The sequence below is a fragment of the Rhodopseudomonas palustris HaA2 genome (genome assembly GCF_000013365.1).
Taxonomy (GTDB): domain Bacteria; phylum Pseudomonadota; class Alphaproteobacteria; order Rhizobiales; family Xanthobacteraceae; genus Rhodopseudomonas; species Rhodopseudomonas palustris_J.
The window spans coordinates 823,879-849,843 of the sequence record NC_007778.1; the positions used below are offsets into that span (position 1 = coordinate 823,879).

The 25,965-nt window shown below is 68.8% G+C and carries 24 protein-coding genes and 1 riboswitch; of the genes, 9 read left to right on the plus strand and 15 right to left on the minus strand.

What is annotated here, in order from left to right; genetic code table 11:
- The first annotated feature begins 3 nt into the window (after positions 1–3).
- Together RPB_RS03735 and cbiB are read left to right on the plus strand one after the other, a co-directional pair.
- On the plus strand, positions 4–843 hold the full coding sequence (locus tag RPB_RS03735; protein WP_011439634.1) for an ABC transporter substrate-binding protein: 840 nt from the start codon (positions 4–6) through the stop codon (positions 841–843).
- 1 nt (position 844) lies between these two features.
- Positions 845–1,816 (plus strand): adenosylcobinamide-phosphate synthase CbiB, encoded by a 972-nt coding sequence (gene cbiB, locus RPB_RS03740; RefSeq protein WP_011439635.1) that lies wholly within the window; start codon positions 845–847, stop codon positions 1,814–1,816.
- Here the strand turns inward: cbiB and RPB_RS03745 are convergent.
- The 6 genes from RPB_RS03745 to RPB_RS03770 form a co-directional block, all read right to left on the minus strand.
- On the minus strand, positions 1,789–3,273 hold the full coding sequence (locus RPB_RS03745) for a cobyric acid synthase (protein WP_011439636.1): 1,485 nt from the start codon (positions 3,271–3,273) through the stop codon (positions 1,789–1,791). The two genes, cbiB and RPB_RS03745, sit on opposite strands and share 28 nt — an antisense overlap.
- A gap of 178 nt (positions 3,274–3,451) precedes the next feature.
- Positions 3,452–4,078, minus strand: a complete 627-nt coding sequence (gene cobO, locus RPB_RS03750; RefSeq protein WP_011439637.1) for a cob(I)yrinic acid a,c-diamide adenosyltransferase — start codon at positions 4,076–4,078, stop codon at positions 3,452–3,454.
- Complete coding sequence (gene cobN, locus RPB_RS03755; RefSeq protein ID WP_011439638.1) at positions 4,075–7,935, minus strand: cobaltochelatase subunit CobN; 3,861 nt, start codon at positions 7,933–7,935, stop codon at positions 4,075–4,077. The genes cobO and cobN overlap by 4 nt, the downstream gene beginning before the upstream one ends.
- 165 nt (positions 7,936–8,100) lie before the next feature.
- A complete protein-coding gene (gene cobW, locus RPB_RS03760) occupies positions 8,101–9,108 on the minus strand; it encodes a cobalamin biosynthesis protein CobW (protein ID WP_011439639.1) in 1,008 nt (335 codons plus the stop codon).
- A 2-nt stretch (positions 9,109–9,110) separates the two neighbouring features.
- Positions 9,111–9,635 carry a bifunctional adenosylcobinamide kinase/adenosylcobinamide-phosphate guanylyltransferase gene (gene cobU, locus RPB_RS03765; RefSeq protein ID WP_011439640.1) on the minus strand — a complete coding sequence of 175 codons (525 nt, stop codon included), beginning with the start codon at positions 9,633–9,635 and terminating at the stop codon, positions 9,111–9,113.
- Positions 9,632–10,150 (minus strand): DUF1636 domain-containing protein, encoded by a 519-nt coding sequence (locus RPB_RS03770; protein ID WP_245258306.1) that lies wholly within the window; start codon positions 10,148–10,150, stop codon positions 9,632–9,634. The genes cobU and RPB_RS03770 overlap by 4 nt, the downstream gene beginning before the upstream one ends.
- Before the next feature lie 41 nt (positions 10,151–10,191).
- A riboswitch (cobalamin riboswitch) is annotated at positions 10,192–10,411 on the minus strand.
- Between the two features lie 94 nt (positions 10,412–10,505).
- Between RPB_RS03770 and cobT the strand changes: the two genes are divergently transcribed.
- The 3 genes from cobT to RPB_RS03785 all read left to right on the plus strand — a co-directional run bounded on the left by cobT (position 10,506) and on the right by RPB_RS03785 (position 12,682).
- Positions 10,506–11,561 (plus strand): nicotinate-nucleotide--dimethylbenzimidazole phosphoribosyltransferase, encoded by a 1,056-nt coding sequence (gene cobT / locus RPB_RS03775; protein WP_011439642.1) that lies wholly within the window; start codon positions 10,506–10,508, stop codon positions 11,559–11,561.
- A gap of 38 nt (positions 11,562–11,599) precedes the next feature.
- Complete coding sequence (bluB, locus tag RPB_RS03780; protein WP_011439643.1) at positions 11,600–12,271, plus strand: 5,6-dimethylbenzimidazole synthase; 672 nt, start codon at positions 11,600–11,602, stop codon at positions 12,269–12,271.
- 165 nt (positions 12,272–12,436) lie between these two features.
- Positions 12,437–12,682: a hypothetical protein gene (locus tag RPB_RS03785; RefSeq protein WP_011439644.1), complete on the plus strand. Its 246-nt coding sequence runs from the start codon at positions 12,437–12,439 to the stop codon at positions 12,680–12,682.
- Positions 12,683–12,716: 34 nt separating this feature from the next.
- Here RPB_RS03785 and RPB_RS03790 read toward each other — a convergent pair whose 3' ends face one another.
- The 4 genes from RPB_RS03790 to RPB_RS03805 all read right to left on the minus strand — a co-directional run bounded on the left by RPB_RS03790 (position 12,717) and on the right by RPB_RS03805 (position 14,505).
- The gene (locus RPB_RS03790; RefSeq protein WP_011439645.1) at positions 12,717–13,271 is read right to left on the minus strand and encodes a hypothetical protein; all 555 of its coding nucleotides are present in this window, start codon (positions 13,269–13,271) and stop codon (positions 12,717–12,719) included.
- A gap of 161 nt (positions 13,272–13,432) precedes the next feature.
- Positions 13,433–13,645 (minus strand): FmdB family zinc ribbon protein, encoded by a 213-nt coding sequence (locus RPB_RS03795; protein WP_011439646.1) that lies wholly within the window; start codon positions 13,643–13,645, stop codon positions 13,433–13,435.
- Between the two features lie 144 nt (positions 13,646–13,789).
- Entirely contained in the window at positions 13,790–14,248 is a 459-nt protein-coding gene (locus RPB_RS03800) for a GIY-YIG nuclease family protein (RefSeq protein ID WP_041797924.1), read from the minus strand.
- 62 nt (positions 14,249–14,310) lie between these two features.
- Positions 14,311–14,505 (minus strand): hypothetical protein, encoded by a 195-nt coding sequence (locus RPB_RS03805; RefSeq protein WP_011439648.1) that lies wholly within the window; start codon positions 14,503–14,505, stop codon positions 14,311–14,313.
- A 196-nt stretch (positions 14,506–14,701) separates the two neighbouring features.
- Here RPB_RS03805 and RPB_RS03810 point away from each other — a divergent pair, with 196 nt between their 5' ends.
- Entirely contained in the window at positions 14,702–15,727 is a 1,026-nt protein-coding gene (locus RPB_RS03810) for a YheT family hydrolase (RefSeq protein WP_011439649.1), read from the plus strand.
- A gap of 59 nt (positions 15,728–15,786) precedes the next feature.
- Here RPB_RS03810 and RPB_RS03815 read toward each other — a convergent pair whose 3' ends face one another.
- Entirely contained in the window at positions 15,787–16,095 is a 309-nt protein-coding gene (locus RPB_RS03815; protein ID WP_433993734.1) for a hypothetical protein, read from the minus strand.
- A 325-nt stretch (positions 16,096–16,420) separates the two neighbouring features.
- Here RPB_RS03815 and bamA point away from each other — a divergent pair, with 325 nt between their 5' ends.
- Positions 16,421–18,943 carry an outer membrane protein assembly factor BamA gene (gene bamA, locus RPB_RS03820; RefSeq protein ID WP_011439651.1) on the plus strand — a complete coding sequence of 841 codons (2,523 nt, stop codon included), beginning with the start codon at positions 16,421–16,423 and terminating at the stop codon, positions 18,941–18,943.
- Positions 18,944–19,282: 339 nt separating this feature from the next.
- On the opposite strand, the gene RPB_RS03825 is transcribed toward bamA, so the two are convergent.
- The 3 genes from RPB_RS03825 to RPB_RS03835 form a co-directional block, all read right to left on the minus strand.
- Positions 19,283–20,500, minus strand: a complete 1,218-nt coding sequence (locus tag RPB_RS03825) for an ABC transporter substrate-binding protein (protein ID WP_011439652.1) — start codon at positions 20,498–20,500, stop codon at positions 19,283–19,285.
- Between the two features lie 72 nt (positions 20,501–20,572).
- Complete coding sequence (locus tag RPB_RS03830) at positions 20,573–21,550, minus strand: Bug family tripartite tricarboxylate transporter substrate binding protein (RefSeq protein WP_011439653.1); 978 nt, start codon at positions 21,548–21,550, stop codon at positions 20,573–20,575.
- A 96-nt stretch (positions 21,551–21,646) separates the two neighbouring features.
- Positions 21,647–22,528, minus strand: coding sequence for an IclR family transcriptional regulator (locus RPB_RS03835; protein WP_041797925.1), 882 nt, complete (start codon positions 22,526–22,528; stop codon positions 21,647–21,649).
- A gap of 170 nt (positions 22,529–22,698) precedes the next feature.
- Between RPB_RS03835 and RPB_RS03840 the strand changes: the two genes are divergently transcribed.
- Positions 22,699–22,887 carry a hypothetical protein gene (locus tag RPB_RS03840; RefSeq protein WP_011439655.1) on the plus strand — a complete coding sequence of 63 codons (189 nt, stop codon included), beginning with the start codon at positions 22,699–22,701 and terminating at the stop codon, positions 22,885–22,887.
- A gap of 208 nt (positions 22,888–23,095) precedes the next feature.
- Entirely contained in the window at positions 23,096–24,415 is a 1,320-nt protein-coding gene (gene fsrB, locus RPB_RS03845; RefSeq protein WP_011439656.1) for a siderophore utilization protein FsrB, read from the plus strand.
- A gap of 81 nt (positions 24,416–24,496) precedes the next feature.
- Here fsrB and RPB_RS03850 read toward each other — a convergent pair whose 3' ends face one another.
- Complete coding sequence (locus tag RPB_RS03850) at positions 24,497–25,903, minus strand: hypothetical protein (protein ID WP_011439657.1); 1,407 nt, start codon at positions 25,901–25,903, stop codon at positions 24,497–24,499.
- Positions 25,904–25,965 lie beyond the last annotated feature (62 nt).

Sequence of the window (25,965 nt, forward strand, 5' to 3'; positions counted from 1 at the left end):
CCGATGCGCGCCCGCGCGTGGCTCGCGCTCGCGCCGGCGTTGATCGCGGCTCTGTCGACCGCGGCGATCGCCGCGCCGCGGCCGCGGCTCGCATCGATCAATGTCTGCACCGATCAGTTGCTGATCGCGCTCGCCGATCCGGATCAGATCCTCGGTCTCAGCCCCTATGCGCGCGACGCGGCGCAATCCTATCTGGCCGCTCAGGCCGGACGGTTTCCGAAGCTGTCGGGCGAGGCCGAAGACGTGCTGATGCTAAAACCCGACATCGTCGTCGGCGGCCGCTACACGCGGCGGGCGACGCGGGAATTCCTGAAGCAGCAGGGCCAGCGCGTCGTCGAATTCGACGCGGCGCGCACGCTCGACGAGGCGAGGGCGCAGATCACGATGATGGGCGACCTGGTCGGCCATCCGGATCGCGCGGCCGCCGCCAATGCACGGATCGACGCCGCCATCGCGCGGGCGCGGAAAGCCACGTCCGACAAGCCGTTTCGCGTGCTGCCGCTGGAGCGGCGTGGCTGGGTGTCGGGCAGCGGCAGCCTGATCACGTCGTTGCTGGCGACGGTGGGGCTGGTCAACGCCGCCGATGGGCTCGGCATCAGGCTCGGCGGCTTCGCCTCGCTCGAAGCGGTGGTGAGCCTGCGGCCGGACTATCTGCTGGTGTCGGAGGCGAGCGATTTCGCCGAGGACGAAGGCCGCGCCTTCGTGCTGCACCCGGCGCTCGAAGGCTTGTTTCCGCCGTCGAAGCGCCTCACGATTCCGGAAAATCTCACCGTGTGCGGCGGGCCGATGCTGGCCGATGCGCTCGATCGATTGACCACCGAACTGACGCGGCTGGAGCGCTGACATGTTGATCGACTCGAACGCGCTGCTGATCGTGCTGGTGGCGCTGCTGATCGACGCGCTGATCGGCGATCCCGACTGGCTGTGGAAGCGGATGGCGCATCCGGTGGTGCTGATGGGCGCGCTGATCGGCCGGCTCGATCGCGCGCTCAATCGCGACGCCTGGTCCGAGGGGCGGCGCAAACTCGCCGGCATTCTGGCCGTGGGGCTGCTGGTCGGGCTCGCCGGCGGCCTCGGCGTGTTGCTGCAGGCGCCGTTGCGGCAGAGTTGGGGCGGCTGGATCGCGGTCGGCGTGCTGGCGTCGACGCTGATCGCGCAGCGCAGTCTGTACGAACACGTCGCCCGGGTGCGCGATGCCTTCGCCGAGGGCGGGCTCGCGGCGGCACGCCAGAAGGTGTCGCTGATCGTCGGCCGCGATCCGGAGGTACTGGACGAGACCGGGGTCTGCCGCGCGGCGATCGAATCCTGCGCCGAGAATTTCTCCGACGGCGTGGTGGCTCCGGTGTTCTGGCTGGCGCTGTTCGGGCTGCCGGGGCTGCTGATCTACAAGGTCGTCAACACTGCGGATTCGATGATCGGCCATCTGACGCCGACGCATCGCTCATTCGGCTGGGCGGCGGCGCGGCTCGACGATGGGCTGAACCTGATCCCGGCGCGGCTGTCCGGCGTGCTGATCGCCGCACTCGCGCCGGTCGCGGGCGGCGCGATCAAGCGGGCCTTCGCGGTGATGCGCCGCGACGCGCGCAAGCATCGCTCGCCGAACGCCGGCTGGCCGGAAGCCGCGATGGCCGGCGCGCTCGGCGTCGCGCTGGCGGGGCCGCGCATCTATGGCGGCCGGGTGGTGGACGATCCGCCGCTCAATGCCGAAGGCCGCGTCGCCGCGACGCCGGCCGATATCGGCCGTGCGCTGCGGCTGCTGCTGGCCGCCTGCGTCTTGCAGGCGCTGATCTACGCGGCGCTGGCATTGGTGCTCTGACGCGACCGCGCGATCGTCAGCAGCGCGTCGATGTCGAGATGCGCGTCGAGGTGATCGGCCAGCGCGTCGAGCGCGGCTTCGACCTGCGCGTCGTAAGCAAGCTCGGAGGCGATGCCGAGGCCGGCGAGCCAGGCCTTGCGGAAGGCGTCGCTGGCGAACAGGCCGTGCAGATAGGTGCCCTGCACCCGGCCGTCCCGCGAGATCGCGCCGTCGGGGCGGCCGTCGATCGTCACCACCGGCCGCGCGCAGTCGGGGCCTGAACTGCGTCCGAGGTGGATCTCGTAGCCCTCGACCGGCGCGCCGGTGGCGACATGCGTGCCGCCGACCAGCGTGGTCGATTTGTCGCCCTGCATCAGTGTGGTGATATCGAGATGTCCGAGGCCGTCGACCGTGCCGGGCGCGCCATCGAGGCCGTCGGGATCGGCGATCGAGCGGCCGAGCATCTGATAGCCGCCGCACAGGCCGAGCAGATGGCCGCCGCGGCGGACATGGGCGGCGATGTCGATGTCCCAGCCCTGCGCGCGCAGGAAGGCGAGGTCGCCCAGCGTCGATTTGCTGCCGGGGATGATCACCACGCTGGCTTCCGCCGGAATCGGCTGGCCCGGCGGCACGAACACCAGTCTGACGCCGGGCTCCATGCCGAGCGGATCGAGGTCGTCGAAATTGGCGATGCGGGCGAGCATCGGCACCGCGATGATGCGCGTCGCTTCGGAGGCGCGGGCGCGGTCGAGATCGACCGCGTCCTCGGCCGGGAGCAGCGCCGCCTGCGGCAGCCACGGCACCACGCCGAGCGACGGCCAGCCGGTCAGCTGCGTGATTGCGGTCAGGCCGTGGTCGAACAGGCGAACGTCGCCGCGGAATTTGTTGATCAGATAGCCGCGCACCAGCGCGCGTTCGTCGTCGTCGAGCACCAGATGGGTGCCGGCGAGGCTGGCGATCACGCCGCCGCGTTCGATGTCGCCGGCGATCACCACCGGGACATTGGCGGCCAGCGCGAAGCCCATATTGGCGATGTCGCCGGCGCGCAGATTGATTTCCGCCGGGGAGCCCGCGCCCTCGATCAGCACGATATCGGCGTCGCGGGCCAGCCGCGCGAAGCTGTCCAGCACGTGCGGCAGCAGCGCCGCCTTCTTGTCCAGAAAGTTTTTGGCGCCGAGCCGGCCGAAGCGCCGGCCCTGCACGATCACCTGCGCGCCGGTGTCGGTCTCGGGTTTCAGCAGCACCGGATTCATGTGCACACTCGGCGGCAGCTTCGCTGCGCGCGCCTGCACCGCTTGGGCGCGGCCGATCTCGCCGCCATCGGCGGTGACGGCGGCGTTGTTCGACATGTTCTGCGGCTTGAACGGCGCGACGCGTAGTCCACGCCGCACCAGCGCCCGGCACAGCCCCGCCACCAGCGTCGACTTGCCGGCATTGGAGCAGGTGCCCTGGATCATCAGCGCGGGGGTGGGGGTCATGTGAGCACGGCGCCCATGTAACCCCTCCCCCTTGCGGGGAGGGTCGGCCGAGCGAAGCGGAGGCCGGGGTGGGGGTGCCGCGAGCACGGTGCTCGGGGTACCCCCACCCGGCCGGCCTGCGGCCGTCCACCCTCCCCGCAAGGGGGAGGGTAAGAGACGCGCGGTGCCACGTGAGCGCTCAAAACTCCACGCCCTTCTGCGCTTTCACGCCGCTGCGGAAAGGATGTTTCACCAGCGTCATCTCGGTCACCAGGTCGGCGATCTCGATCAGCGCCGGGTTGGCGTTGCGGCCGGTGATGACGACGTGTTTGTCGGCGGGCTTCTCGTCGAGCAGGAAGGCGATCACTTCGGAGATCGGCAGATAGTCGTAGCGCAGCACGATGTTGAGTTCGTCCAGCAGCACCATGCGATGGCGGTCGTCACGGATCAGCTCCTTGGCGCGCTCCCAGCCGGCGCGGGCGGCGGCGACGTCGCGTTCGCGGTCCTGGGTCTCCCAGGTGAAGCCTTCGCCCATGATGTGCAGCGTCACCAGATCGGGAAACTGCGCCAGCAGCTTGGCCTCGCCGGTGTCCCACTTCTCCGATTTGGTGAAATGCACCACGCCGACCGGCATGCCGTGGCCGATGTGGCGGAACACCATGCCGAGTGCGGCCGAGGTCTTGCCCTTGCCGGTGCCGGTGTGGACGATCAGCAGCCCCTTGTCGGCGACCATGCCTTCGAGCTTCTTGTCGTGAGCGGCCTTGCGCTTCTTCGCCTTCTCGGCGTGGCGGGCGTTGTCGTCGCGATCGGGCGCGGCGTCGGTCATGCGGATTCCTTCTGAAGTAACAACTCGGCGAGCAGGTCGGCGGCGTGGTTGCTGCGCGGCGTCCACAGCCCGCGCCGCAGCGCCTCGGCGAAGCGTTCGGCGGTGTCGCGCAACGCCGCCGGGTTGGCGTCGCGCATGAAGTCGCGCACCTTTTCGTCGTCGAGATAGGCGGCGAACAATTGATCGAAATGATGGCTGCCGACCGCGTCGGTCGAGGCGGCGAAGCCGAACAGATAGTCGACGGTCGCGGCGATCTCGGAGGCGCCCTTGTAGCCGTGCCGCATCACGCCGGCGATCCATTTCGGATTGGCGGCGCGGCCGCGGACCACGCGGGAGATTTCGTGCGCGAGCGTCCGCGACAGCGGCGCTTCGGGGCGCGACGTGTCGACATGGGCGATCTTCGGCGCCGCGCCGCTCAGCGTCTCGACGGTGGCCGCGAGGCCGCCGATGAACTGGTAGTAATCGTCGGAGTCGAGGATATCGTGCTCGCGATTGTCCTGGGTCTGGGCGACGAGCTGGGTCGCTTTCAGCCGCGCGGCGAAGGCGTCGCGGGCCTCGTCACCCTCGCGGCCGGCGCCATAGGCGTAGCCGCCCCAGGCCAGATAGGCGTCGGCGAAATCGCCGCGGCTGTCCCAGCCGCCGTCGTCGATCAGCGCCTGCAGCCCCGCCCCGTAGGCGCCGGGTTTCGAGCCGAACACGCGGAAGGTCGCCTGCTGCCGGGCGTGCGTGGCGTCGAGGCCGGCGTTCACGAGTTCGGCGGTGCGGGCACGGACATGGGCGGCGATCGGATTGGCGTCATCCGGTTCGTCGAGCGCCGCGACCGCCGCCACCGCGCTGGCGATCAGGTCGATCTGTACCGGGAAGGCGTCGCGAAACAGGCCGGAGACGCGAAAGGTGACGTCGATTCTGGGCCGCTTCAGTTCCGACAGCGGCAGAACCGCAAAGCCGGTGACGCGGCCGGTCGCGTCCTCCCAGGTCGGGCGCGCGCCGATCAGCGCCAGCGCCTGCGCGACGTCGTCGCCGCCGGTGCGCATATTGGCGGTGCCCCACGCCGACAGCGCGATCGCGCGCGGCCACTGGCCCTCGGCCTGCCAGTAGGATTCGACCAGCCGCTCGGCCGCGAGCGCGCCGATCCGCCAGGCCGAGGGCGTCGGCACCGCGCGGACGTCGACCGCGAAGAAGTTTCGCCCGGTGGGCAGCACATCGGGGCGGCCGCGGGTCGGCGCGCCGGACGGGCCGGGCCGGACGAAGCGGCCGCCGAGCCCGCGCAGCAGCGCATCGCGCTCGGCGTCGCCGCAGGCCTCGATCGCGGGACGCAGCGAGGCCGCGATCCAGTCGAGAACCGGCTGGGCATGGGGCCAGGCTTCTTCACCCTCCCCCCTCGTGGGAGAGGGTGGCCGAGCGAAGCTCGGCCGGGTGAGGGGGGGCTGACTCTCGTTGTGCTGCGACCCCTCACCCGGCACCGACTGCGTCGGTGCCACCTTCTCCCGCAAGGGGAGAGGGTTGGGCTGTGCTCGTGGAAGAGCCGTGACGAAACGAGACGCCAATAATTCGATGCGCTCGACGGTGTCGCCGGTGGTGCGCCAAAGGCTGTCGCTGAGATCGGCGAGCATCGCCGGGCGCGGGCCGGTGTAGTCCGAGGCCAGATCGCGGGTCAGCGGATCGAACGCGCCGCCCTGCGCATCGGTCAGGCCCAGATCCGTCGCCAGCGCGCGATGCAGCGAGGCGTCCTGCGGCTTCAGGTCGGAGCGCGGCAGTCGCGCGATCGACACCAGCAGCTCGTCGCGCTGCGCGGGCTGCGGGGTGCGGCCGAAGATGTGCAGGCCGTCGCGGATCTGCATCTCCTTGAGGTCGCACAGATGCGCGTCGATCGCGCGCAGCGCGTCCAGCGTCGGGGTCTGGCGATCGATCGCCACATCGGCATCGAGCCGCGTCGCACGCGCCAGCGACAGGATGTCTTCGGCGATGACGTCGGCGCGCTTGGGATCGAGATCGGCGGCGAGCGCGTATTCATCGACCAGCGCCTCCATGCGCGCCATCTCGTCGTGCAGTTCGGCGCGGGCCATCGGCGGCGTCAGATGATCGACGATCACCGCGGCGGTGCGGCGCTTGGCCTGGATGCCCTCGCCCGGATCGTTGACGATGAACGGATACAGATGCGGCAGCGGCCCGAGCAGCGCGGCAGGAAAGCAGTCGCGCGACAGCCCGGCGCCCTTGCCGGGCAGCCATTCGAGATTGCCGTGCTTGCCAAGATGGATCGCCGCATGGGCGTCGAATTCGCGCCGCAGCCACAGATAGAACGCCAGGTAATGATGCGGCGGCGGCAGGTCCGGATCGTGGAAGCTCGATTTCGGATCAATGCCGTAGCCGCGCGCCGGCTGCACCCCGACCAGGATATTGCCGAAGCGATGCAGGCCGAGCCGGAAGCGGCCGTCGGCGATGTGCGGATCGGCCTCGGGCCGGCCCCAGCGCATGGTCACGGCGTTGCGGACGGCATCCGGAAACGTCGCGAAGGCGGCCTTGTAGTCGGCGATCGGCCAGGCGGCGCCGCCGATGCGCTGATCGCGCCCGTCCAGCACGTTGGTCGGGCCGCGCTGCAGGATCTGCATCAGCGCCGCGCTGTCGGCCGGCAGATCGCCGGTGTCGTAGCCTTCGGCGCGCAGCGCGAACAGCAGGTCGCACAGCGATTGCGGCGTATCGAGGCCGACGCCGTTGCCGAGCCGGCCGTCGCGGTTCGGATAGTTGGCGAGCACGATGCCGATGCGGCGCTTGCGGATCGGCAGCCGCCGCAGCCGCACCCAGGCCTTGGCGAGATCGGCGGCGGCGTCGATGCGGTCGTCGAGCGGCTGGTAGATCGTCGGCGCGGTGTCGCCGTCGTCGTCGCCGCGCTGCTTGAAGGCGACCGCGCCGGCGAAGATGCGGCCGTCCACTTCCGGCAGCACCACGTGCATCGCCAGGTCGCGCGGGTTGAGGCCGCGGCTGGATTGCTGCCAGCTGTCGCGGCTGATGCCGGCCTGCGCGATCTGCAGCACCGGGCAATCCGCCGACGCCAGCACGCCGGCATCGTCGGTGGCGGTCGCGGTCGCGAAGGCGGTGGCGTTGATGATGATGTCGGGCGGGGCGGCGGCGAGCGCGCTCCGCAGGAAGGCGATCGAGCGCGCATCCTTCAGGCTGGTGACATAGAGGCAGGCGACGTCGAGGCCGCGGGCATCGAGTGCGCCGCGCAGCGCGGCGATCGCGGCGGTGTCGCCGCTGGCGGCGAGCGCGCGATAGAAAATCACCAGCGCGCGGCTGCGCTGCGAGCGTTGCGGCTCGGTCGGCCAGAAGCCGGCGGCGGGCATCGGCCGCGGCGGCGGCGGCGGGTCGCCGCGCAGGATCATCCAGGCGGCGTAGCGCAGCGCCAGCTGCAGATTGTCGACGCCGCCCTCGGTGCAATAGCGCCACAGCGCATGCGCGTCGTCGGGGTCGACATTGCCGCGCGCGGCGAGGTCGGCGTTCCAGTGCATTTCGCCCGGGATGCAGGCGAACAGCGCGCCGCGCGCGAAGGCGTCGCGGCGCAGGCTCTCGACGCCGTGCGGCCAATAGGCCTCGCCGCCGAGCATCCGCAGGATCACGATCTTCGCTTGTGGCAGCGTGCGCTCGACATAGAGATCGACCGAGGCGGGATGGCCGAGCGCCAGCAGATTGGTCAGCCGCAGGCTCGGGAAATCATCCGGCAGCGTCGCCCGCGCCGTGGCGAAGGCGGACAGATCGGTGTCCGCCGCCGACAGCACCACGATCTCGGCCGGCGCCTGCTGCAGATCGCGCGCGACGTCGCCGTCGTCGATGCCGGCGCTGGCGTCGAGCTTCAGGTGCATGCGGGGCACCTGTGCGCGTCAACGCATCCCGCCGTCATCCTGAGGTGCGCGCTCTTTCTTGCGCGCCTCGAAGGATGGCCGCGGGCCGCGACGCTCGTCGTCCTTCGAGGCACGCCGAAGACGGCGTGCGCCTCAGGATGACGAGCCCGGGAGGTTTGCATGCTGCTACGCGCCCGCCAGCGCGCGCCGCGCGGCGTCGGCGTCGAAGCCTTTCAGGCCGATCACCACCAGATGGTCGGCGCGCTGCGCGTCGGGGCGGGCGAAGGCGAGGTCGATGCGGGTGCCGACCGCCTGCACCACCACCGGCGCCGGCTTGCCGGCGATCCGGGCATGGCCCTTGACCCGCAGCACGCCGTCGAGGCCGAGCGCTGCGCCGACGCGGCTGCGCATGGCGTCGATATCGTCCGCCGGCTGCGGCGTCACCACGATCGAATCGAAATCGTCGTGGTCGTGCTCTTCGCCTTCGGCGTGATGCCCGGCGCGGGCGGCGAGATCGTCCTCGGCGGCGGAGCCGAGCCCGATCAGCACCGACGGGGCCAGCGCGCCGTGCGACGGCACGATGCGGACGTTGGGCCGCAACTTGGCCTTGAGCTTCGCCTCGAGCTCTGCGAGTTGTTCCGGCGTCACCAGATCGGCCTTCGACAGCACCACCAGATCGGCGCAGGCGAGCTGATCCTCGAACACCTCTTCGATCGGGTCGTCATGGCTGACGTCGCGCAGCGCCTTGACGTGATCGTCGTCGAGCGGAATCCGGCCCTCGACCAGCGCCAGCGCGTCGACCACGGTGACGACGCCGTCGGCGGTGGCGCGGGTCTTCACCGCGGGCCAGGCGAACGCCTTGAGCAAGGGTTGCGGCAGCGCCAGCCCGGAGGTCTCGATCACGATGGCGTCGAGCGGGCGCTCGCGATTCAACAGCTTCTCCATCGTCGGAATGAAATCGTCGGCCACGGTGCAGCAGATGCAGCCATTGGTGAGTTCGACGATGTCGCCGGGCGCGCAGACCGCGTCACCGCAATCCTCGACCAGCGCGCCGTCGAAGCCGGCGTCGCCGAATTCGTTGACGATCACGGCGATGCGGCGGCCGCTCGACTGATTGAGCAGCGCGCGCAGCAGCGTGGTCTTGCCGGCGCCGAGAAAGCCGGTGAGCACGGTGACGGGGACACGGGCGGACATGATCAGCTCTCCTGCTTCAGCCACAGCGGCAGGCCGGCTGCGACGAACACGACATGGGGGACGGCGGCGGCGATGGTCTGGTTGAGCCGGCCCTGGGCATCGCGAAAGGCGCGGCCGAGCGGGGTTTCCGGCACGAGACCGAGCCCGACCTCGTTGGAGACCAGCACGATCGGCGCGGCGGCGACGCCGAGAAAACGCGTCAGCCGCTTGGCCTCGACCTCGGGATCGCGGCCGGCTTCCATCAGGTTGAACAGCCACAGCGTCAGGCAGTCGACCAGCACGGCGCGGCCGCGGCCGGCCTCGCGGGTCAGCGCATCGACCAGCGCCAGCGGCTCCTCGATCGTGGTCCAGCCGTCACCGCGGCGAGAACGATGATGCGCGATGCGCTGGGTCATCTCGTCGTCGCTGCGGGTCGCGGTGGCGAGATAGATCTTCGAAAGGCTGCTGTCGGCGACCAGCTTTTCGCCGAACACCGATTTGCCGGAGCGCGCGCCGCCGAGCACCAGCGTGGAGAGGAGTGTGGTCATGACGGGGCGCGCCCGTCGGCGGGCGACCAGCGCAGCGGCGGCAGCCGCGCCACCATGCCCTTGCGCAGCACCTCGGCGCGCTGCCGCCACGGCACCAGGCCGAAATCGCTGTCCCGATAGGCGGCGGCGAAGGCGGCGACCGCCTCGGCGCCGCTGTCGGGCAAAAGATCGCCGAACAGGAAGCTGTAGCCGTCTGCGCTCGACACCGCGACGGTGGCCGGGCGCTTGCAGACGCCGAGGCACTGCACCGGCCGCACCTGCAGATCGGCGGCGGCGCCGAGCGCGGCCCGGATCGCGTCGAGCAGCGGCGCGCCGGCGTTGCCGCCGTCGGAAGCCTTGCAACTGGTGCAAACGCTGATCATCACCGGCCCGGTGGGGCAGGCCGGTGCGTCGGTTGGTTCAACGCCTTGCGCGGTGGTAGGTCTGTCGTCCGGGCTGAAATTCATGCCCTCGCTCTCGGCACGCCTTGCGGCTTCGAGCTTTGTCGGATCGCGCGGGGTGGCGAATGGCGCCACCGCCCTGCTTTCCGTCCGGTGCACCCCGCCCCGACGCCGCCAAAGCACAATTCGCGATGGCAGGTCTCCTGGCTCGCGAGTCGCTGCCCTTGTCGCCGCCTTCCCAGGAGTCCTTAGAGGAATCCCAGTGGCCGAGGCGCGGGCTCGTCGCTTACAGTTGCGGGGGCAGCACCGGGATTGAGATCGCTCAATGCAGAGCGTTCGCGCACCGGATTCCCTTTTCACCTTCCTCGCGGAAGGACCATCGCCGGCCACGCTAGCTGTGGCATCCGTCGCGGTCAACCACGCGAAGGTAATGTTGACGTGCGGCCCCGGGACGAGTCAGTTGCCCGGCGTCACGAAGCAGGGGACCCCGATGCAGACCGACACTCTCGTTGCCTGGCAGGCGCCGCCGATCATGCCGGTGGACCGCGCCCTGCGCGCCGCCCTGCGGGCGCGGGTCGACGGCAAGGCCAAGCCGCCGGGCTCGCTCGGCCGGATCGAGCATCTCGCGGTCGAACTCGGCGCGATGCGGCATCCGGCGCCGCCGCGCGGCGACAATGCGGTGCTGATGGTGTTCGCCGGCGATCACGGGCTGACCGAAGAGGGCGTCTCGCAATATCCGTCCGCCGTGACGGTGGCGATGGTGATGACCTATCTGGCCGGCCGGGCCTGCGCCAATGCGTTCGCCGCCGCGACCCATGTCGACGTCCGGGTGATCGACGCCGGCGTCGCGGCCGACCTGCCGGCGCACCCCGACCTGATCGACGCCAAGGTGCGCAAAGGCACCGGCAACGCGGCGTGCGAGCCGGCGATGACCATCGCACAGGCCGCGCTGGCGCTGGCCCGGGGCAGCGAGCTGGCAATCGCCGAGATCAAGGCCGGCGCCGACATCATCGCGCTCGGCGAGATGGGCATCGGCAACACCGCGTCGTCGTCGCTGCTGCTGCATCGGCTGGCGCCGGCGCCGCTCGATCATTGCATCGGCGTCGGCGCCGGACAGGACGCGCCCGGCCTGGCGAAGAAGCGCGCCGCGATCGAGAAGGCCGCCGCGCGCAGCGATGCGACCGCGCCGTTCGAGGTGCTGTGCGAATTCGGCGGGCTGGAAATCGCCATGATGGCCGGCGCCGTGCTCGGCGCGGCGTCGCAGCGCCGCCCGGTGATCATCGACGGCTTCATCGCCACCGCCGCGGCGCTGCTCGCGGTCCGGCTTGCGCCGGACGCGCGCGGCTATTGCGTGTTCGCGCATCGCTCTGCCGAGCGCGGCCACAGCCTCGCGCTCGAGGCGCTGCAGGCGTCGCCGCTGCTGGATCTCGACATGCGGCTCGGCGAAGGCACCGGCGCTATTCTGGCGGTGCCGCTGGTCCGCGCCGCATCGCGGCTGCTGACCGACGTCGCCGATCTGTCCGACGTGCTGGCGGGCAAACTGTGAGCGCTCTCGAACACAAGGTGGATGCCAAGGTGGATGCCATGTCCGACGCGAAGGCGACCGTTGCCGCCGCCCCCAAGCCGCCGGTGTTCGACCCGGCGTTCCAGCAGAAATTCGCCGAACTGATCGCGTGGCGTCGCGATGTGCGGCGCTTCCGTCCCGACCGAGTCGATCCGGCGCTGATCGAGCATCTGCTCGACCTCGCCCAGCTCGCGCCGTCGGTCGGCAACAGCCAGCCGTGGCGTTTCGTCAGCGTCGACAGTCCGGCGATGCGGACCAAGGTGCGGAACAACTTCCTGCGCTGCAACGAGACCGCCGCCGGCGCGTATCAGGGCGAGCGCGCCGCGCTGTATGCCCGGCTCAAGCTCGAAGGCATCGACGTCGCGCCGCGGCAGTTCGCGCTGTTCTGCGATCGCGCCACCGAGCAGGGCCAGGGCGTCGGTCGCCAGACCATGCCGGAGGCGCTGGACTACTCCGTCGTGGCGATGATCGAGACGTTCTGGCTGGCGGCGCGGGCGCTCGGCCTCGGTGTCGGCTGGGTGTCGATCCTCGATCCGCAGACGGTCACCGTCGATCTCGACGTGCCGCCGGATTGGAAGTTCATCGGCTATCTCTGCGTCGGCTGGCCGGTCGAGGAACACGTCGATCCGGAACTGGTACGACACAATTGGCAGGACCGCACCCGCGCCGGCCGCGAGGTCCTGCAGCGCTGAGCACGGGCCCTGTGCGCAAGCGTACCAGCGCGCGGCGCGCGGTTCGGCGTATTTGCGGAGTATTAAGCAAAGCTATCCAGCAAGGCGGCCCGCCGTGCCGCAATTGCAAGATTTTGTCACAATCTGTCTTGATAGTCCGGCCCGTTCCGACAGGAGGACCGGATCATGACGACCACCCGCATCACATCCATCAGCGTTGCCACCATCGCCGCGGCGACGTTGTTCGCCGGCTCCGCGCTGGCCAACAATCAGGCGCATCAGGGCAGTCTCGCGGAGCCGCCGTCGAACGGTTGCAGCTCCTACATGAAGGCGCCCGACGGCAGCTGGACCAAGATCCCCTGCACGGAGGCCGGCGCCAGCGCCGCCGCTTCGCGCCGCAACAGCACCCGGACGTCGGAAAAATCCGACTGAGCCGAACCTGCGCGACGCGCGGCGACCGGGCCGATCAGCTCGGCTTCGCCGGCGGCTGATCCGGCCGCTTCGGCGTCGGCCGGATCAACAGCGGGAAGCCGGAAAAGAACGTATCGGAATCGATCAGTTCCGGAATGCCGAGTAGCTGCGACAGCGTGCGCGGGCCGCTCTTCGTTCCGGTGGTAGTGCCGTTGCGAGTCGACGTGGCGGACTTTGGCGCCTCCGATCCGGCCGTCACGGCGGTGTCGGTCTCGCGCTTCGCCGAAGCCCGGCCGGCGGGCTGAGCCGATGACGCAGAAGGCGAAGGTGGCTGCGGCGGTTTCGGCGCCACCACGACCCCGGCGGGCTGCGGCGCGGTCACCGGAGTCGTCGCGCGCGGCGCCGTCGCCGGCGCACCATTGGCATGACGATCGAGGATCTGCTCGACGCGCACCGCGGTGCCGAAGGGCGGCTCTATCCGCAGCGTCGTCTTGCCGCGCCCGTCCGGTCCGGATGCGAGCTCGGCGGTGTTGAAGCCTTGCGATCTGAGGTCGTCGAGCGCCGCATTGGCGCGGCCGGGATTGTCGAAGTCGCGGGTGATCTGCACCATCTTCACTACCTTGGATCGGGGATCGTCGGCGGGAAGAACAACGCGCTAGGCGGGTCGTTCCGCGGCGGAGCCGGTTCCGTCGCGGGAATGACGCCGCAGGGCTTTGCCGCTGTCGTTTGCGGATGGAGCAATCGAGGCCCGGTCACCGCATCCGCCGCCCGTCAGGCGCAGAGGTCCGGACCGCAGCGGCCGCAGCCGCCGGCGCCGTCGCACATCGGGACCTCCGGGCCGGCCTTGGCGGGCCGGGCGATCAGCGACAATTGCTGATCGAGATCGGTGCTTGCGCAGGTCGGGCAGCTCGCCGTCTCGTTGGCGTAGAGCAACGTCTCGAAGCGGTGGCCGCATTTGTTGCAGACATAACCGTAGATCGGCATGACATGATCCTGATCGGAACTGCGGACGAATAGGCGCCGCACATCAACCGGGGATCGCGACTTGCCGCATTGCGCCAGATCAGTTCGGCGCTGAGAAATCCGGCACCGCAAACATCGCGTCCCGACGCGCCGACCCGGCGCGCATCAGCCGCCTGCCGGCAGCCAGACCGGGCGCACGCCGGTATCGGCCGCCAGCGCGACGACGATCGCCCGGCGCGGGACGCGGCGCGGCCAGCGCAGCAGATGGCTGCGGCAGGTTGCGCAATCGCTGGCGCCGAAGCCGTCGATCGGGACGGGCAGATCATCCAGCCGGCGCAGCAGCGCGCATTCATCGCCCTGCGGCACCGCCCATGCGCCCAGCACCTCGCCGGCAGTGGTCAACTGATCGACATGCCAGCGGATCGATTTGTGTTTGCGGAAGTGCCGGCCGAGCCGCGCACGCAAGCCGCCGGGGCCATAGGCGGAGCCGAAATACAGATAGCGCCCGGGACGCAGCAGGATCGGCGCGGCCTTGCCGAGTCGGATCTCCAGCGGCGACGCGATCGCGATCGCCACCACATAGGCGCCTCGGCTGTTCGGGCACTGGGCGAGTTGCGGCGGCATTGCCGGATTGTGGCACGTCGGCCGCGCGGCCGATACGCGATCGATCAAACCGGGGCGGTGCGTCAGTGCCGGGTCGGGACCTGGCTCAGCAGCATCCGCTTGATCTTGGCGCGCGCATGCATCTCGCTGGCGGATTTCATCACCAGCCCCTTCGGCCCGCCGGACAGGGCAGCGGCCTGCGCCCATTCGACGGCGGCGAGAACCTCGAGTTCATCGGGGGACAGGTCGCGAAAATGTCCCGCGTCTTGTGGCTTCATGAGGCTTCCTCGATGTTCGCCCGGGGCTGCAGCTCCGTGGCTGTTGTGAGCCGAGCTTACTGCGAAGCCGCCGTGACGCAACCGGGATCGCGCCCTGTCCGATCCGGATTCGGCACGAAGGTATTGACGCTTCCCCGCCGGTGGCGGCAGGCTACCGGGGCGGTGTGCCCGCCCCGTGTCTCGAACGCTGACTCTCATGCGCCATTATCGCGCGCCGTGGTGGCTGCCCGGCGGCCATCTGCAAACGATCTGGCCGGCGCTGGCCGCGCGGCCGCGGCCGGCCGAGGCGCTGCGGCTCGACCGCGAACGCTGGCGCGCGCCGGACGGTGATTTCATCGACGTCGATCATCTGCCGGGCGGCGCCGGCGCGCCGTGGCTGGTGCTGTTTCACGGCCTCGAAGGCTCGTCGTCGAGCCGCTACGCGATCGCCTTCGCGCAGGCGGCCCAGGCGCGCGGCTGGCGCTTCAGCATTCCGCATTTCCGCGGCTGCTCGGGCGAGATCAATCTGGCGCCGCGCTCCTATCACTCCGGCGATTTCGAGGAGATCGGCTGGATGCTGGGCCAGATCCGCGCGCGCGCCGACGCGCCGGTGTTCGCCGCCGGCGTGTCGCTCGGCGGCAACGCGCTGCTGCGCTGGACCGAGGAAGCCGGCGAGGGCGCGGCGCAAACCGTGCGCGCGGTGGCGGCGGTGTCGGCGCCGCTCGATCTGATCGCGGCGGGGGAAGCGATCGATCGGGGGCTGAACCGGCAGATCTACACCCGCAACTTCCTGCGCACCATGAAGCCGCGCGCGCTGGCGAAATGGGCGCAGCATCCCGGCCTGTTCGACCGCGACAGGCTTGAAGCCGCCACCACGCTGCGCGCCTTCGACGACGCCTTCACGGCGCCGCTGCACGGCTTTGCCGACGTCGACGATTACTGGACGCGGGCCTCGGCGCGGCCGCATCTGCACCGGATCCGCGTGCCGGCGCTGGTGCTGAATGCGCGCAACGATCCGTTCGTGCCGGGCGCCTCGCTGCCGGCGGCGCATCAGGTCGGCGACCATGTCACGCTGTGGCAGCCCGACGACGGCGGCCATGTCGGCTTCGCCGCGGCGCCGTTCCCGGGGCATGTGCACACGATGCCGGAGGCGGTGTGCGACTGGCTCGGCGCGCTCGGCGAACCGCCGCCGGATCGCTCGCTTCAGAGCGTTTTCGAGCGAAGTGGATACCGGTTCGCGTGAAGAAAACGCGTCAAATCGAGAATCCAGAGCTCCGGTTCTGATTTTATCGGAACCGGGCTCTAGAACGGAATGCGCGCGATGCCGCCGAGGTCGGACGCGGGATCGAGCGGACTGCGATCGAGCGGCCGATTGTTGTTGTCGCGGGCGAACGAATAGCCGGGCGGGAACGCATAGTCGCTGAACTTGCGGTCACCGGGCAGCACTTCCGTGCCGCCGTCGAGCCACGATCGCTTGGTCACGTACACCCGCGTGCGCGGTCCCGACTGATGCGTTCGGTTCGGGCCGTCACGTCCGTAGTCGTACACGGACGAGGACGCATGTGGTCGGCGCTCCGCGGCGGGGCTGCTGTCGAGCGCGCCCAGCGACATCATCATGGCGAAAACCGCGGCCGAAATCCTGCTCGTCCTCGTCGTCCTATTCATCGCGTCCATCCACCGGTGAAGGGTTCATCAGTCGCCCATCGCACCGGCCGGCACAGAAGTAAATCGCGCGAACATGTCGGAAGATTGCCGTGATGAGCCCGGCGACGGCCCGATGTCGTCGTTTCGCGCCTCTACGGCGCAGAACTCGCGCCGATAGAGCCCGAACCACGAATATGATTCTCAATTCTCAGCAACGATTGCGAAATCCGGAGGCCATACCGCCGCCACGCCGATCGCATCATCAGAACACTGGTAGATCACGAGGTCGGGAATGATACGTCGGTGGGGCACGACAATTGCCAAGTTACTCTTCGCGGCGACGCTGCTGGCGTCGGACGTGACTTCGATGGCGGGCGTGGCTGCCGCGCAGGTCGCATCCAGCGCCTCCGCGAGCATCGTCGTCGAGGGTAATCGTCGTGTCGAGGCCGACACCATCCGCTCCTATTTCAAGCCGGGCCCCGACGGCCGTCTCGACCCGTCGGCGCTCGACGACGGGCTGAAGGGCCTGATCGCGACCGGCCTGTTTCAGGACGTCAAGATCAACGGCGCCGGAGGCCGTCTGGTGGTGGCCGTGGTCGAGAATCCGGTGATCGGTCGGGTCGTGTTCGAGGGCAACAAGAAGATCAAGGACGAACAGCTTTCAGCCGAGCTGCAGTCCAGGCCGCGCGGCGCGTTGTCGCGAGCGGTGGTGCAGTCGGACACGCTGCGGATCGCCGAGATCTATCGACGTTCGGGTCGCTACGACGTTCGCGTCACGCCGGAAGTGATCGACCGGCCGAACGGTCGCGTCGACCTGGTGTTTCGCGTCGAAGAGGGCGCGAAGACCGGCGTCAAGTCGATCGAGTTCGTCGGCAACGTCGCGTTTTCGGCGTCGCGGCTGAGGGACGTGATCCGGACCCGGGAAACCAACTTCCTGAGCTTTCTCGCCAGTAACGACATCTACGATCCGGATCGGGTGGAAGCCGATCGCGACCTGATTCGGCGGTTCTATCTCAAGAACGGCTTCGCGGACGCGCAGGTGGTGGCCGCGCTGACCGAATTCGATCCCGACAAGAAGGGCTTCCTCATCACCTTCAAGATCGAGGAAGGGCAGCAGTACCGGATCGGGTCGGTCGATTTCCGCGCCAATATCCCGGGCTTCGACCCGAACTGGCTGCGCAGCTATTCCCGCGTCAAGGCCGGGGCGCTCTACAACGTCGAACTGCTGGAAAAATCCGTCGAGGAAATGCAGATCGAGGCCTCGCGCCGCGGATTTTCCTTCGCGGTGGTGAAGCCCAGCGGCGACCGCAACTTCGACTCGCACACCGTGTCGGTCACTTTCAACGCCGATGAGGGCGCGCGCATCTACATCGAGCGGATCGAGATCCGCGGCAATACGCGGACGCGCGACTACGTGCTCCGGCGCGAGTTCGATGTCGCCGAAGGCGACGCCTACAACCGCGCGCTGGTGGACCGCGCCGAGCGGCGCCTGAAGAACCTGGATTTCTTCAAGTCGGTGAAGATCGTCACGGAGCCGGGGTCGTCGACCGACCGCGTCATCCTCGCCGTCGAGGTCGAGGAAAAGTCGACCGGCGATTTCTCGGTCTCGGGCGGCTATTCGACCAGCGACGGCGCACTGGGCGAGGTGTCGGTCTCCGAACGCAACCTGATGGGGCGCGGTCTGTTTGGGAAGGTGTCGGTGTCCTACGGGCAGTATTCGCGGGGCGCGTCGCTGTCGATCGTCGAGCCGTATCTGTTCGACTACCGGCTCGCGCTGGGGCTGGACCTCTACTACAAGCAGCAACTTCAGAACAGCTACACCAGCTACGATATGACGACGCTGGGGTTCTCGCCCCGTCTCGGCATCGCGTTGCGCGAGGATTTGTCGCTGCAGTTGCGATACTCGCTGTATCAACAAAAGGTGACGCTGTCGGACGCCTACAACAATTGCAACAACAACGCCGCGAACACCTCCCTCTCTTACAATCCGACCCCGGCCTACATCAAGGAAGTGCTGGGGGGCGTCGACCCGACCAATGCGAGCGGTTCATCGTATTACGGCTACGGCTGCTACGCCGACGGCGAAACCAGCCTGCCGGTCCGCAAGGAGCTGGCCGACGGCGCCAAAATCACTTCGTCGATCGGCTACACGCTCAATTACAATACGCTGGACAATACCAAGAATCCGACCGACGGGCTTCTTCTCGACTTGCGCCAGGACTTCGCCGGCGTCGGCGGCGACGTGACCTACTTGAAGACCGTGGGCGACGCGAAATACTACACGCCGCTGGTCGCCGAAATCGTCGGCCTGATCCACCTGCAAGGCGGCGTGCTCAGCAAGCTCGGCAACAACGAGATCAGGATGCTGGATCATTTCCAGATGGGCGCGAACCTGGTGCGCGGCTTTGCGACGAACGGCATCGGACCGCGCGACATCAGTTACTGGAGCATGAGTGAATCGGGCGATTCGCTGGGCGGCACGAAATATTGGGGCGCGTCGTTCGAATTGCAGATGCCGTTCTGGTTCCTTCCCAAAGAGGTCGGGTTGAAGGGCGCGGTGTACGCCGACGCGGGATCGTTGTGGGGCTATCAGGGCCCGACCTCGTGGGCCGCGACCGGCGAAGTGAATTCGTCCGCCTGCCCGCATTGCGGACTGCAATATGACGACAGCAAGATCGTCCGCAGCTCGGTCGGTGTCGGATTGATCTGGGCGTCGCCGTTCGGCCCGTTGAGGTTCGACTACGCCATCCCACTGTCGAAAGGCAAATACGACACCGTGCAGGAGTTCAAATTCGGCGGCGGAACGTCGTTCTAAGAGCGCGTCATCGAATGACTGAAGCAACGCGGCATTCTCGCGTGCGGAGTCGTCATCCTGAGAGCCTGCCCCGGACTTGATCCGGGGTGCGAGCGCAGCGAGCCTCGAAGGATGCGGCCAAGGCGCTTGCGGCTCATCCTTCGAGGCCCGCAGCGCCGCGCATGGCGCGGCCCAGCGGGCACCTCAGGATGACGGCGGTGATTCCATCGAACCCGAGCTGCTCTAAGCCCGTGAGCGGGCGAGGGGGCGGGCTGTGCCCTGCCGCCTCGGCCCGCCATTGCGGCGCCGGGATCGCGAGCGCGCTGCGTCCGCTCGCGTGCAACGCCGAAATTGGACGCGCTACTCCTTGGCGGCGTCGGTGATGATGTCGCCGAAGCGTTCCCATTTCTCGCCGTCGAACGTCGCCATCTGGAACTGCTTGTTGACCCGATAGTCGGTCGGCGTGGTGGTGACGCTGATGCCGGGCAGCAGCATGTCGAGCGGCACCTTGGTCATGTGGCTCGCCTGGTACATCACGTTGTCGCGGGTGAGCGTGTCGCCGCACTGCTTCAGCACATGCACCAGCAACTGGGCGGTGATGTAGCCGTAGACGTTGAAGCTCGAATTGCGGTCGCCCTCGGGATAGTATTTCGCCATGAAGTCGAGATAGCGCCGGTTGCCGGGATCGTTCGCCCATTGCGGATCGTCCGGCTCCTTGACGTAGCCGACGCTGATCACGCCCTTGGAGGCGTCCAGCCCGGCCGGCTTCAGCACCGCGCCGATCGAGCCGGCATTGATGTCGATGATGTGCACCGGTTTCCAGCCGATCTCGGCGAGCTTCTTGATCGCCTGCGCGGCCTGCTTCGGCGTCGCGGCGCTGAACAGCAGGTCGGCGCCGGAATCCCGGATCTTGAGGATCTGCGAATCGATCGTCGGTTCGCTCAGCTCGTAGGATGCCTCGGCGACGATCATCTGCGCCGCCTTGTCGCCGAGCCCGGCCTTGATGCCCGCCAGATAATCCTTACCGAGGTCGTCGTTCTGCCACAGCACGCCGACCTTGGCGTTCGGATGCTTCGCCAGGATGAACTGGCCGTAGATCCGACCCTCGACGAAGTAGCTCGGGTTGAAGCCCATCGTCCACGGGAAATTCTTCGGATCGGTGAACCGCGCCGCACCGGTGGCGGCGAACAGTTGCGGCACCTTCTTGCCGTTGAGATATCTCAGCACCGCCGCGTTCGGCGCGGTGCCGATGATCTGGAAGGTCAGCAGCACCTCGTCGCCTTCCACCAGCTTGCGAACCTGCTCCACCGTCTTCGGCGGCGAATAGGCGTCGTCGTACTGAATGAGGTCGATCTTGCGGCCGTTGATGCCGCCCTGCTCGTTGATCATCCGCATATAGGCGGCCTGGGTCTTGGCGATCGACGAATAGGCCGAGGCCGGGCCCGACAGCGGCGCGGTCTGGCCGACCTTGATCGCGGTGTCGCTGGCGCCGGTATCGTATTTCTTCTGGGCATGCGCGGCCGGGGCCGACAATGCGATGGCCGCCGCGGCGGCGAGCCCGACGAGTCGTTTCCTCATGGTGTTCCTCTTTGTTGCTTCTTGGTTTGTTTGTTGAGTCGTAACCGACCGCCGGGCACGACCCGGCCGGCGCTATGGTTGTCCCTTCAGGCCCGCGTCCTCGATCAGCTTGCTCCATTTGCGGGTTTCGTCGTCGATGAAGGTCGCGAAGTCGGCGCCGCTGCGGCCGTGGGCTTCGAGCCCCTGGGCGAGCAGCTTCTGCGTCACGGTCGCGTCCTGCAGCGCGCGCAGCACCGTGCTCTCCAGCTTGGCGACGATCGGCGCCGGCGTGGCGGCCGGCGCCATGAAGCCGTACCAGCCGGCGGCGACGATCTGCGGGAAGCCCAGCTCGACCAGCGTCGGCGCGTCCGGATAGATCGTGCTGCGCTCCGCCGAGGCGACGCCGAGCACGCGGAAATTGCCGGCCTTGATGTGCGGCAGCGCGGTGCTGATCGCCGTGAAGGTGGCGTCGACGCGGCCGGCGAGCAGCTCGGTATAGGCCGCGGAATCGCCGCGGAACGGGATGTTGAGGCCCTTGACGCCGGCGGTCCTGAACAGCAATTCGGCGGCGAGATGCGGCTGCGAGCCGGGGCCCGGCGAGCCGAAGGTCAGGCCGTCCTTCTTGGCCTTGCCGTAGGCGATCAGCTCGGGCAGCGTGGTGTAGTCGGATTTGGCGTTGATGATCAGGAAGATCGGTGCGACCACCGCCATCGCCACCGGGCGCAGCTCGCTGCGCGCGTAGTTCAGCTTGCCGAACAGCGCCTCGGCGGTGGCGTAGGGCGCGGCGGCGTAGAGGAACGTGTAGCCGTCGGGCGCGGCGTGCGCCACCGTCTCGTTGGCGATGCGGGTGCCGGCGCCGGGCTTGTTCTCGACCATGAACTGCTGCTTGAGGTCGCGTTCGAAGTACTCGTTGAAGATACGCAGCGAGATGTCGTTGGCGCCGCCGGCGCCATAGGGCGAAATCATCCGGACGATCCGCGTCGGCCACTCGTCGGCGGCGAAAGCGGAGCGCTTCGGCGTTGCGGCGAGTGCCGCGGCCGAGGCGAGCAGGGAGCGGCGGGTCAAGATCATGATGTCTCCTCCGTCGTTGTTCCGGTCCGCTCGTTGAGCCGGCGGACCTGTCGATGGCCGTTCAGATCGCTTCGCCGCGCCGTTGCGGCGCGCATCTCACCTCGCGTTCCGGCTCTGCCGCAACCGTGGCGCGGCCGCGGCGTCGGCTTCGTGAAACATCGCGCGGATGGCGGCCGCGAGCGCGCGGATGCGCGGGCCGATCTCGGCTTCGAGCTGGCCCGGCTGCAGCCGGAATTCCGGGATGCCGCAATTGATCGCAAACGTCCGCTTCAAGCGGCTGGAGCGGAACAGCGGCGCCGCCACGGCGTGGATCGACGGCATGTAGTCGCCGAAGCAGGTGCAGAAGCCGCGCTGCGCGCATTGCGCCAGGCCGGCGCGATACAACTCGCCGTCGCGCTCCCACGCCGAGCGGTCGGCCGCAGCGATCCGCCGCGCCAGCAGCTCGGCCTCGTCGGGCGGCAGCAGCGACGCTGCGGCACGGCCCATCGCGGTGCGCACCACCGGGATCGGCATGCCGATGTCCGGGCTGTGCGGGCCAACATCGCCGGAGCGAGCCGTTTCGACATAGATCACCGACGGGCCGTCGAGCAGGCCGATCGAGACGGTGCCGCGCACGCTCGCCGCCAGATCCTGCATCAGGGGCCGGGCGAGCTGACGGAACGGCATGTCGGCGAGCAGCGGATGCGCCATCCGCAGCGCCCGGGGGCCGACGCCGTATTTCGACAGCGCAGGGTCGAACCGCAGATAGCCGAGTTCGGCGAGCGTATGCGTCAGCCGCGCCACCGTCGGCCGCGGGATGCCGGTGCGCACCGCGATCTCCATGTTGCCGAGCAGCGGCGTGCCGGCGTCGAACGCTTCGAGCACGATCAGGCCCTTGGCGAGCGTGGTGGCGAACGCGGCATCGCCGGCGCTGTCCGCCAGCATGGCTCCGGCGGGCAGGGGCGCGAACGCGACAGGCGACTGCGGGTCCTCGATCATCCACCTATTATGATGAACTTCGGAAATCTGTCCAACTGTTAGAGCAGCAGCGTCAAAAATGTCCAACATGTGGACGTAAGCGCGTGCTGGGCGGGGGGCACCAAAGCGCCCGTCGCGCGTTGTCGCATGCGCAAGATGACGCGCTGGTTCATGTCGCGGAGGACAGGCTCATGGCCGAGAAGCCAAATGACCACTCGCTCGACCCGGATGATTTTCCGGTCCATGCCGACCACACCGCCGTGACGACGCAGGACGGCGAGACCATCGCCGAGGCGAAGACCGAGAAGCTCGCCGAGAACATCGCCGAGCGTCTCAACGAGCAGGCGGCACAGGAGGAGGAGGACCGCTGGTCGGCCTGACCGGCGGCGTCAATCGCCATGATCGCCGGGCCTCGTCACGGGCCGCGGCGGTGGAATGCCCGGCCGCTTGCCGGTTCCGTTTGAACGATTCCAAAACACGAGACCTGCACTCGACAGCCCAACGCGGTAACTCCATCGGAGCTCGTCCTGCCTGGCGCCGGACGGCTTCGCGCCAGCGCGCAACGACAACGGATGGGGCCGGTTCGGCATGAGAGCGATATTCGGGCGACTGCACCGCTGGGCCGGACTACTCACCGCCGCCTTTCTGTTCTTCTCAGGCGTCACCGGCGCGATCATCTCGTGGGACCACGAGATCGACGAGACGCTCAACGCCAAGTTCTACGATGTCTCGACGCCCGGGCCGGCGATGGCGTCGGTCGACCTCGTCAAGCAGATCGAGAGCCGCGATCCGCGCGCGCGCGTGATCTTCTTTCCGATGACGCCGGAGCCCGGCCATTCGCTGGCGTTCTTCGTGCAGCCGCGGATCGATCCGTCGACCAGCAAGCGCTACCCGCTCGACTACAACCAGATCTTCCTCGATCCCAACACCGGCGCCGAACTGGGGCGCCGCTATTGGGGCGCGGTGTGGCCGGTGACCAGCGAGAACTTCGTCTCGTTTCTCTACAAGCTGCACTACACCATGCACATTCCCGAATTCTGGGGCAGCGACCGCTGGGGCGCGCGGCTGCTCGGCATCATCGCGATCATCTGGACGATCGACTGCTTCGTCGGCTTCTACCTGACGCTGCCGGCGCGGCGGCTGCTACGCGCCGGGCAGGCGCCGTCGGTGAAGCGCGAACTCGGCAAGGGCTTCTGGGCGCGCTGGGCGCCGGCCTGGAAGATCAAAACCTCGGGCAGCGCCTACCGGATCAATTTCGACATCCATCGCGCCTTCAGCCTGTGGACCTGGGCGGTGCTGTTCGTGGTCGCCTTCACGGCGTTCTCGCTGAATTTGTATTTCGAGGTGTTCTCGCCGATCATGAAGACGGTGTCGAACTACACGCCGACGCCGTTCGAGCAGCGGCCGTATCGCAGCCTCGACGATCCGATCGAGCCGAAGATGAGTTTCGCGCAGATCGCCGCGCGCGCGGAAGCCGACGGCAAGGCGCGCGGCTTCACCGCGCCGCTCGGCTCGTTGTTCTACGGCCCGGCGCACGGCGTATTCGCCGCCCAGTTCTTCAAGCCGGGCGACGATCACGGCGCCGCCGGCGTCGGGCCGGCGCAATTGTATTACGACAGCGAGGACGGCCGCCCGCTCGGCGAGCGGCTGCCCTGGGTCGGCACCGCGGCCGACATCTTCGTGCAGATGCAGTTCCCGCTGCATTCCGGAAGAATCCTGGGCCTGCCCGGCCGCATCCTGATCTCGGCGATGGGGCTCGTGGTGGCGGCGCTGTCGGTCACCGGCGTGGTGATCTGGTGGCGCAAGCGCCGCGCCCGGATCGCCTCGCGGCGCGGCGCTACGCGCGCGGGCGCCCGCCCGGCCGGATCGCGCTGGCCTGTACCGGGCGAGCCCGAGCGCGCCGGCTGAGGGTCGCGGCCATCGCGGCGCCGGGGCCCGCGCTGGATCAGCGTGGTCGGCGCGTCCGGCCGTCCACGCCCATGTCTTGCCTCAGTGCCGCGTCATCGCATAGGCCGAACTCGGGCGTTGAATGAACGCCTGCCGGGAGGCGACCAGCCCGACCGGCGAGGCGGCGCGGCCGAAGGAGTCCCGGCTGGTTTGTGGCCGCTGCTCGCCGACGCCGCCGGGCAGTGCGCGGAAAATATCCGCCGCGATCGGCTCCGACGGGTCCATCAGCAGCACCCAGGAATAATCGCGGATCTGCAGCACCTGGTCGATGTCCTCGTCCCATGCGCACAGCACGATCTCCAGTTGCGAGAAGCCGCCGCTGTCCGCCGCGAACACCGCCGTGATCGCCTCGACGTAGCCGCTGAGATGGCGCGCGCCGGCCGACAGAACGTCGCGTACCACCACGGTGATCGGCCCGCGCCCCGCGCCCGGCACGGTCATGATCAGATGCGCCTCTGGTGCCTGATGCCGCGAGAAGCGGCGGCCCAGTTGCAGCGGCGCGGCGAAGCGGCCGAGCTGCGGTTCGAGGTCGGTCGTGGCGCCTGCGGCCGCGGCGGCGACGATCACGGCGTGTCCGCGCGTCGTCAGGTCGTCGACCCGCCAATAATCGTCGGGCAGCCAAGCGGTTTCGAGCTGCCGCTGCGAGGCGATCAGAATCCAGGCCTGATCGAGCAGAAACGAGGCCGGCAGATCGGGATAGCCGTGGGTCAGGCGCTGCCACATCTCCAGCAGCGCGCGCGCGGCGTCGGTCCGGTTGAAGTACAGCGCGCCGGTGGTCATCGCGCCGCTCGGCTGGCGATGCACCGCGAAGTCGCAGCCGGACGCCTGCGGCAGCAGCGGATGCGCCGCGACGCGCGCATCGGGATCGATCCAGAATACGCCGCGGTCGGCCTGCGACCATTGTGCGACGATGAAATCGACTTTGGCGCAGCGCTGCGCGGCGGCGTCGAGGCCGGCGGCCAGCGGCCCGGCCTTGAAGGCGAGGCCGAGCCGCGCGATGTCGGTCGCCAGCTCGCGTGCGGCGGCATCGTCGGGCGCGGCCGCCGTGATGAACAGGGTGTCCTCGCGCTGATACACGCCGGTGCGCACCACCGCCGGCTTGACGCCGCCCCACCAGACGTGATGCGGCGCCTCGGCGCCCTCCGCGCCGATCGAGCCGTGGGCGTAGAGCTTCGATTTCAGCAGGTCGAACGCCGGGTTCTCGCCGGTCGGCAGGATGATGATCGCGTTCTCGTGCAGCGATCCGATCAGCATCTCGATTCGCGCCGCGTTGGCGGCCTCCAGCACCACGACGGCGGCGGCCGTCGCCGGCACCGGCGAGATGCCGTCCCAGCACACCACGACGGGATAGCCGCCGATCAGCCGACGCAGCCGGGCGAGCTGTACGGCGCCCAATCGCGGAGCCGCCCGCTCGTCGCGTCCGATGATGTGATCCAGAGTGCCGTTCATGGTGTTCGCCCCAGCCGAAACATTGCTGTCGTCATACGGACGGGGCGATCGATTCAGGCGGT

Bases quoted from the DNA above. Each gene is read 5' to 3' on its own strand.
- RPB_RS03735 (WP_011439634.1), top strand. From the start codon at position 4: ATGCGCGCCCGCGCGTGGCTCGCGCTCGCGCCGGCGTTGATCGCGGCT.
- cbiB (WP_011439635.1), top strand. From the start codon at position 845: ATGTTGATCGACTCGAACGCGCTGCTGATCGTGCTGGTGGCGCTGCTG.
- RPB_RS03745 (WP_011439636.1), bottom strand. From the start codon at position 3,273: ATGACCCCCACCCCCGCGCTGATGATCCAGGGCACCTGCTCCAATGCC.
- cobO (WP_011439637.1), bottom strand. From the start codon at position 4,078: ATGACCGACGCCGCGCCCGATCGCGACGACAACGCCCGCCACGCCGAG.
- cobN (WP_011439638.1), bottom strand. From the start codon at position 7,935: ATGCACCTGAAGCTCGACGCCAGCGCCGGCATCGACGACGGCGACGTC.
- cobW (WP_011439639.1), bottom strand. From the start codon at position 9,108: ATGTCCGCCCGTGTCCCCGTCACCGTGCTCACCGGCTTTCTCGGCGCC.
- cobU (WP_011439640.1), bottom strand. From the start codon at position 9,635: ATGACCACACTCCTCTCCACGCTGGTGCTCGGCGGCGCGCGCTCCGGC.
- cobT (WP_011439642.1), top strand. From the start codon at position 10,506: ATGCAGACCGACACTCTCGTTGCCTGGCAGGCGCCGCCGATCATGCCG.
- bluB (WP_011439643.1), top strand. From the start codon at position 11,600: ATGTCCGACGCGAAGGCGACCGTTGCCGCCGCCCCCAAGCCGCCGGTG.
- RPB_RS03785 (WP_011439644.1), top strand. From the start codon at position 12,437: ATGACGACCACCCGCATCACATCCATCAGCGTTGCCACCATCGCCGCG.
- RPB_RS03790 (WP_011439645.1), bottom strand. From the start codon at position 13,271: ATGGTGCAGATCACCCGCGACTTCGACAATCCCGGCCGCGCCAATGCG.
- RPB_RS03795 (WP_011439646.1), bottom strand. From the start codon at position 13,645: ATGCCGATCTACGGTTATGTCTGCAACAAATGCGGCCACCGCTTCGAG.
- RPB_RS03800 (WP_041797924.1), bottom strand. From the start codon at position 14,248: ATGCCGCCGCAACTCGCCCAGTGCCCGAACAGCCGAGGCGCCTATGTG.
- RPB_RS03805 (WP_011439648.1), bottom strand. From the start codon at position 14,505: ATGAAGCCACAAGACGCGGGACATTTTCGCGACCTGTCCCCCGATGAA.
- RPB_RS03810 (WP_011439649.1), top strand. From the start codon at position 14,702: ATGCGCCATTATCGCGCGCCGTGGTGGCTGCCCGGCGGCCATCTGCAA.
- RPB_RS03815 (WP_433993734.1), bottom strand. From the start codon at position 16,095: ATGTCGCTGGGCGCGCTCGACAGCAGCCCCGCCGCGGAGCGCCGACCA.
- bamA (WP_011439651.1), top strand. From the start codon at position 16,421: ATGATACGTCGGTGGGGCACGACAATTGCCAAGTTACTCTTCGCGGCG.
- RPB_RS03825 (WP_011439652.1), bottom strand. From the start codon at position 20,500: ATGAGGAAACGACTCGTCGGGCTCGCCGCCGCGGCGGCCATCGCATTG.
- RPB_RS03830 (WP_011439653.1), bottom strand. From the start codon at position 21,550: ATGATCTTGACCCGCCGCTCCCTGCTCGCCTCGGCCGCGGCACTCGCC.
- RPB_RS03835 (WP_041797925.1), bottom strand. From the start codon at position 22,528: ATGATCGAGGACCCGCAGTCGCCTGTCGCGTTCGCGCCCCTGCCCGCC.
- RPB_RS03840 (WP_011439655.1), top strand. From the start codon at position 22,699: ATGGCCGAGAAGCCAAATGACCACTCGCTCGACCCGGATGATTTTCCG.
- fsrB (WP_011439656.1), top strand. From the start codon at position 23,096: ATGAGAGCGATATTCGGGCGACTGCACCGCTGGGCCGGACTACTCACC.
- RPB_RS03850 (WP_011439657.1), bottom strand. From the start codon at position 25,903: ATGAACGGCACTCTGGATCACATCATCGGACGCGACGAGCGGGCGGCT.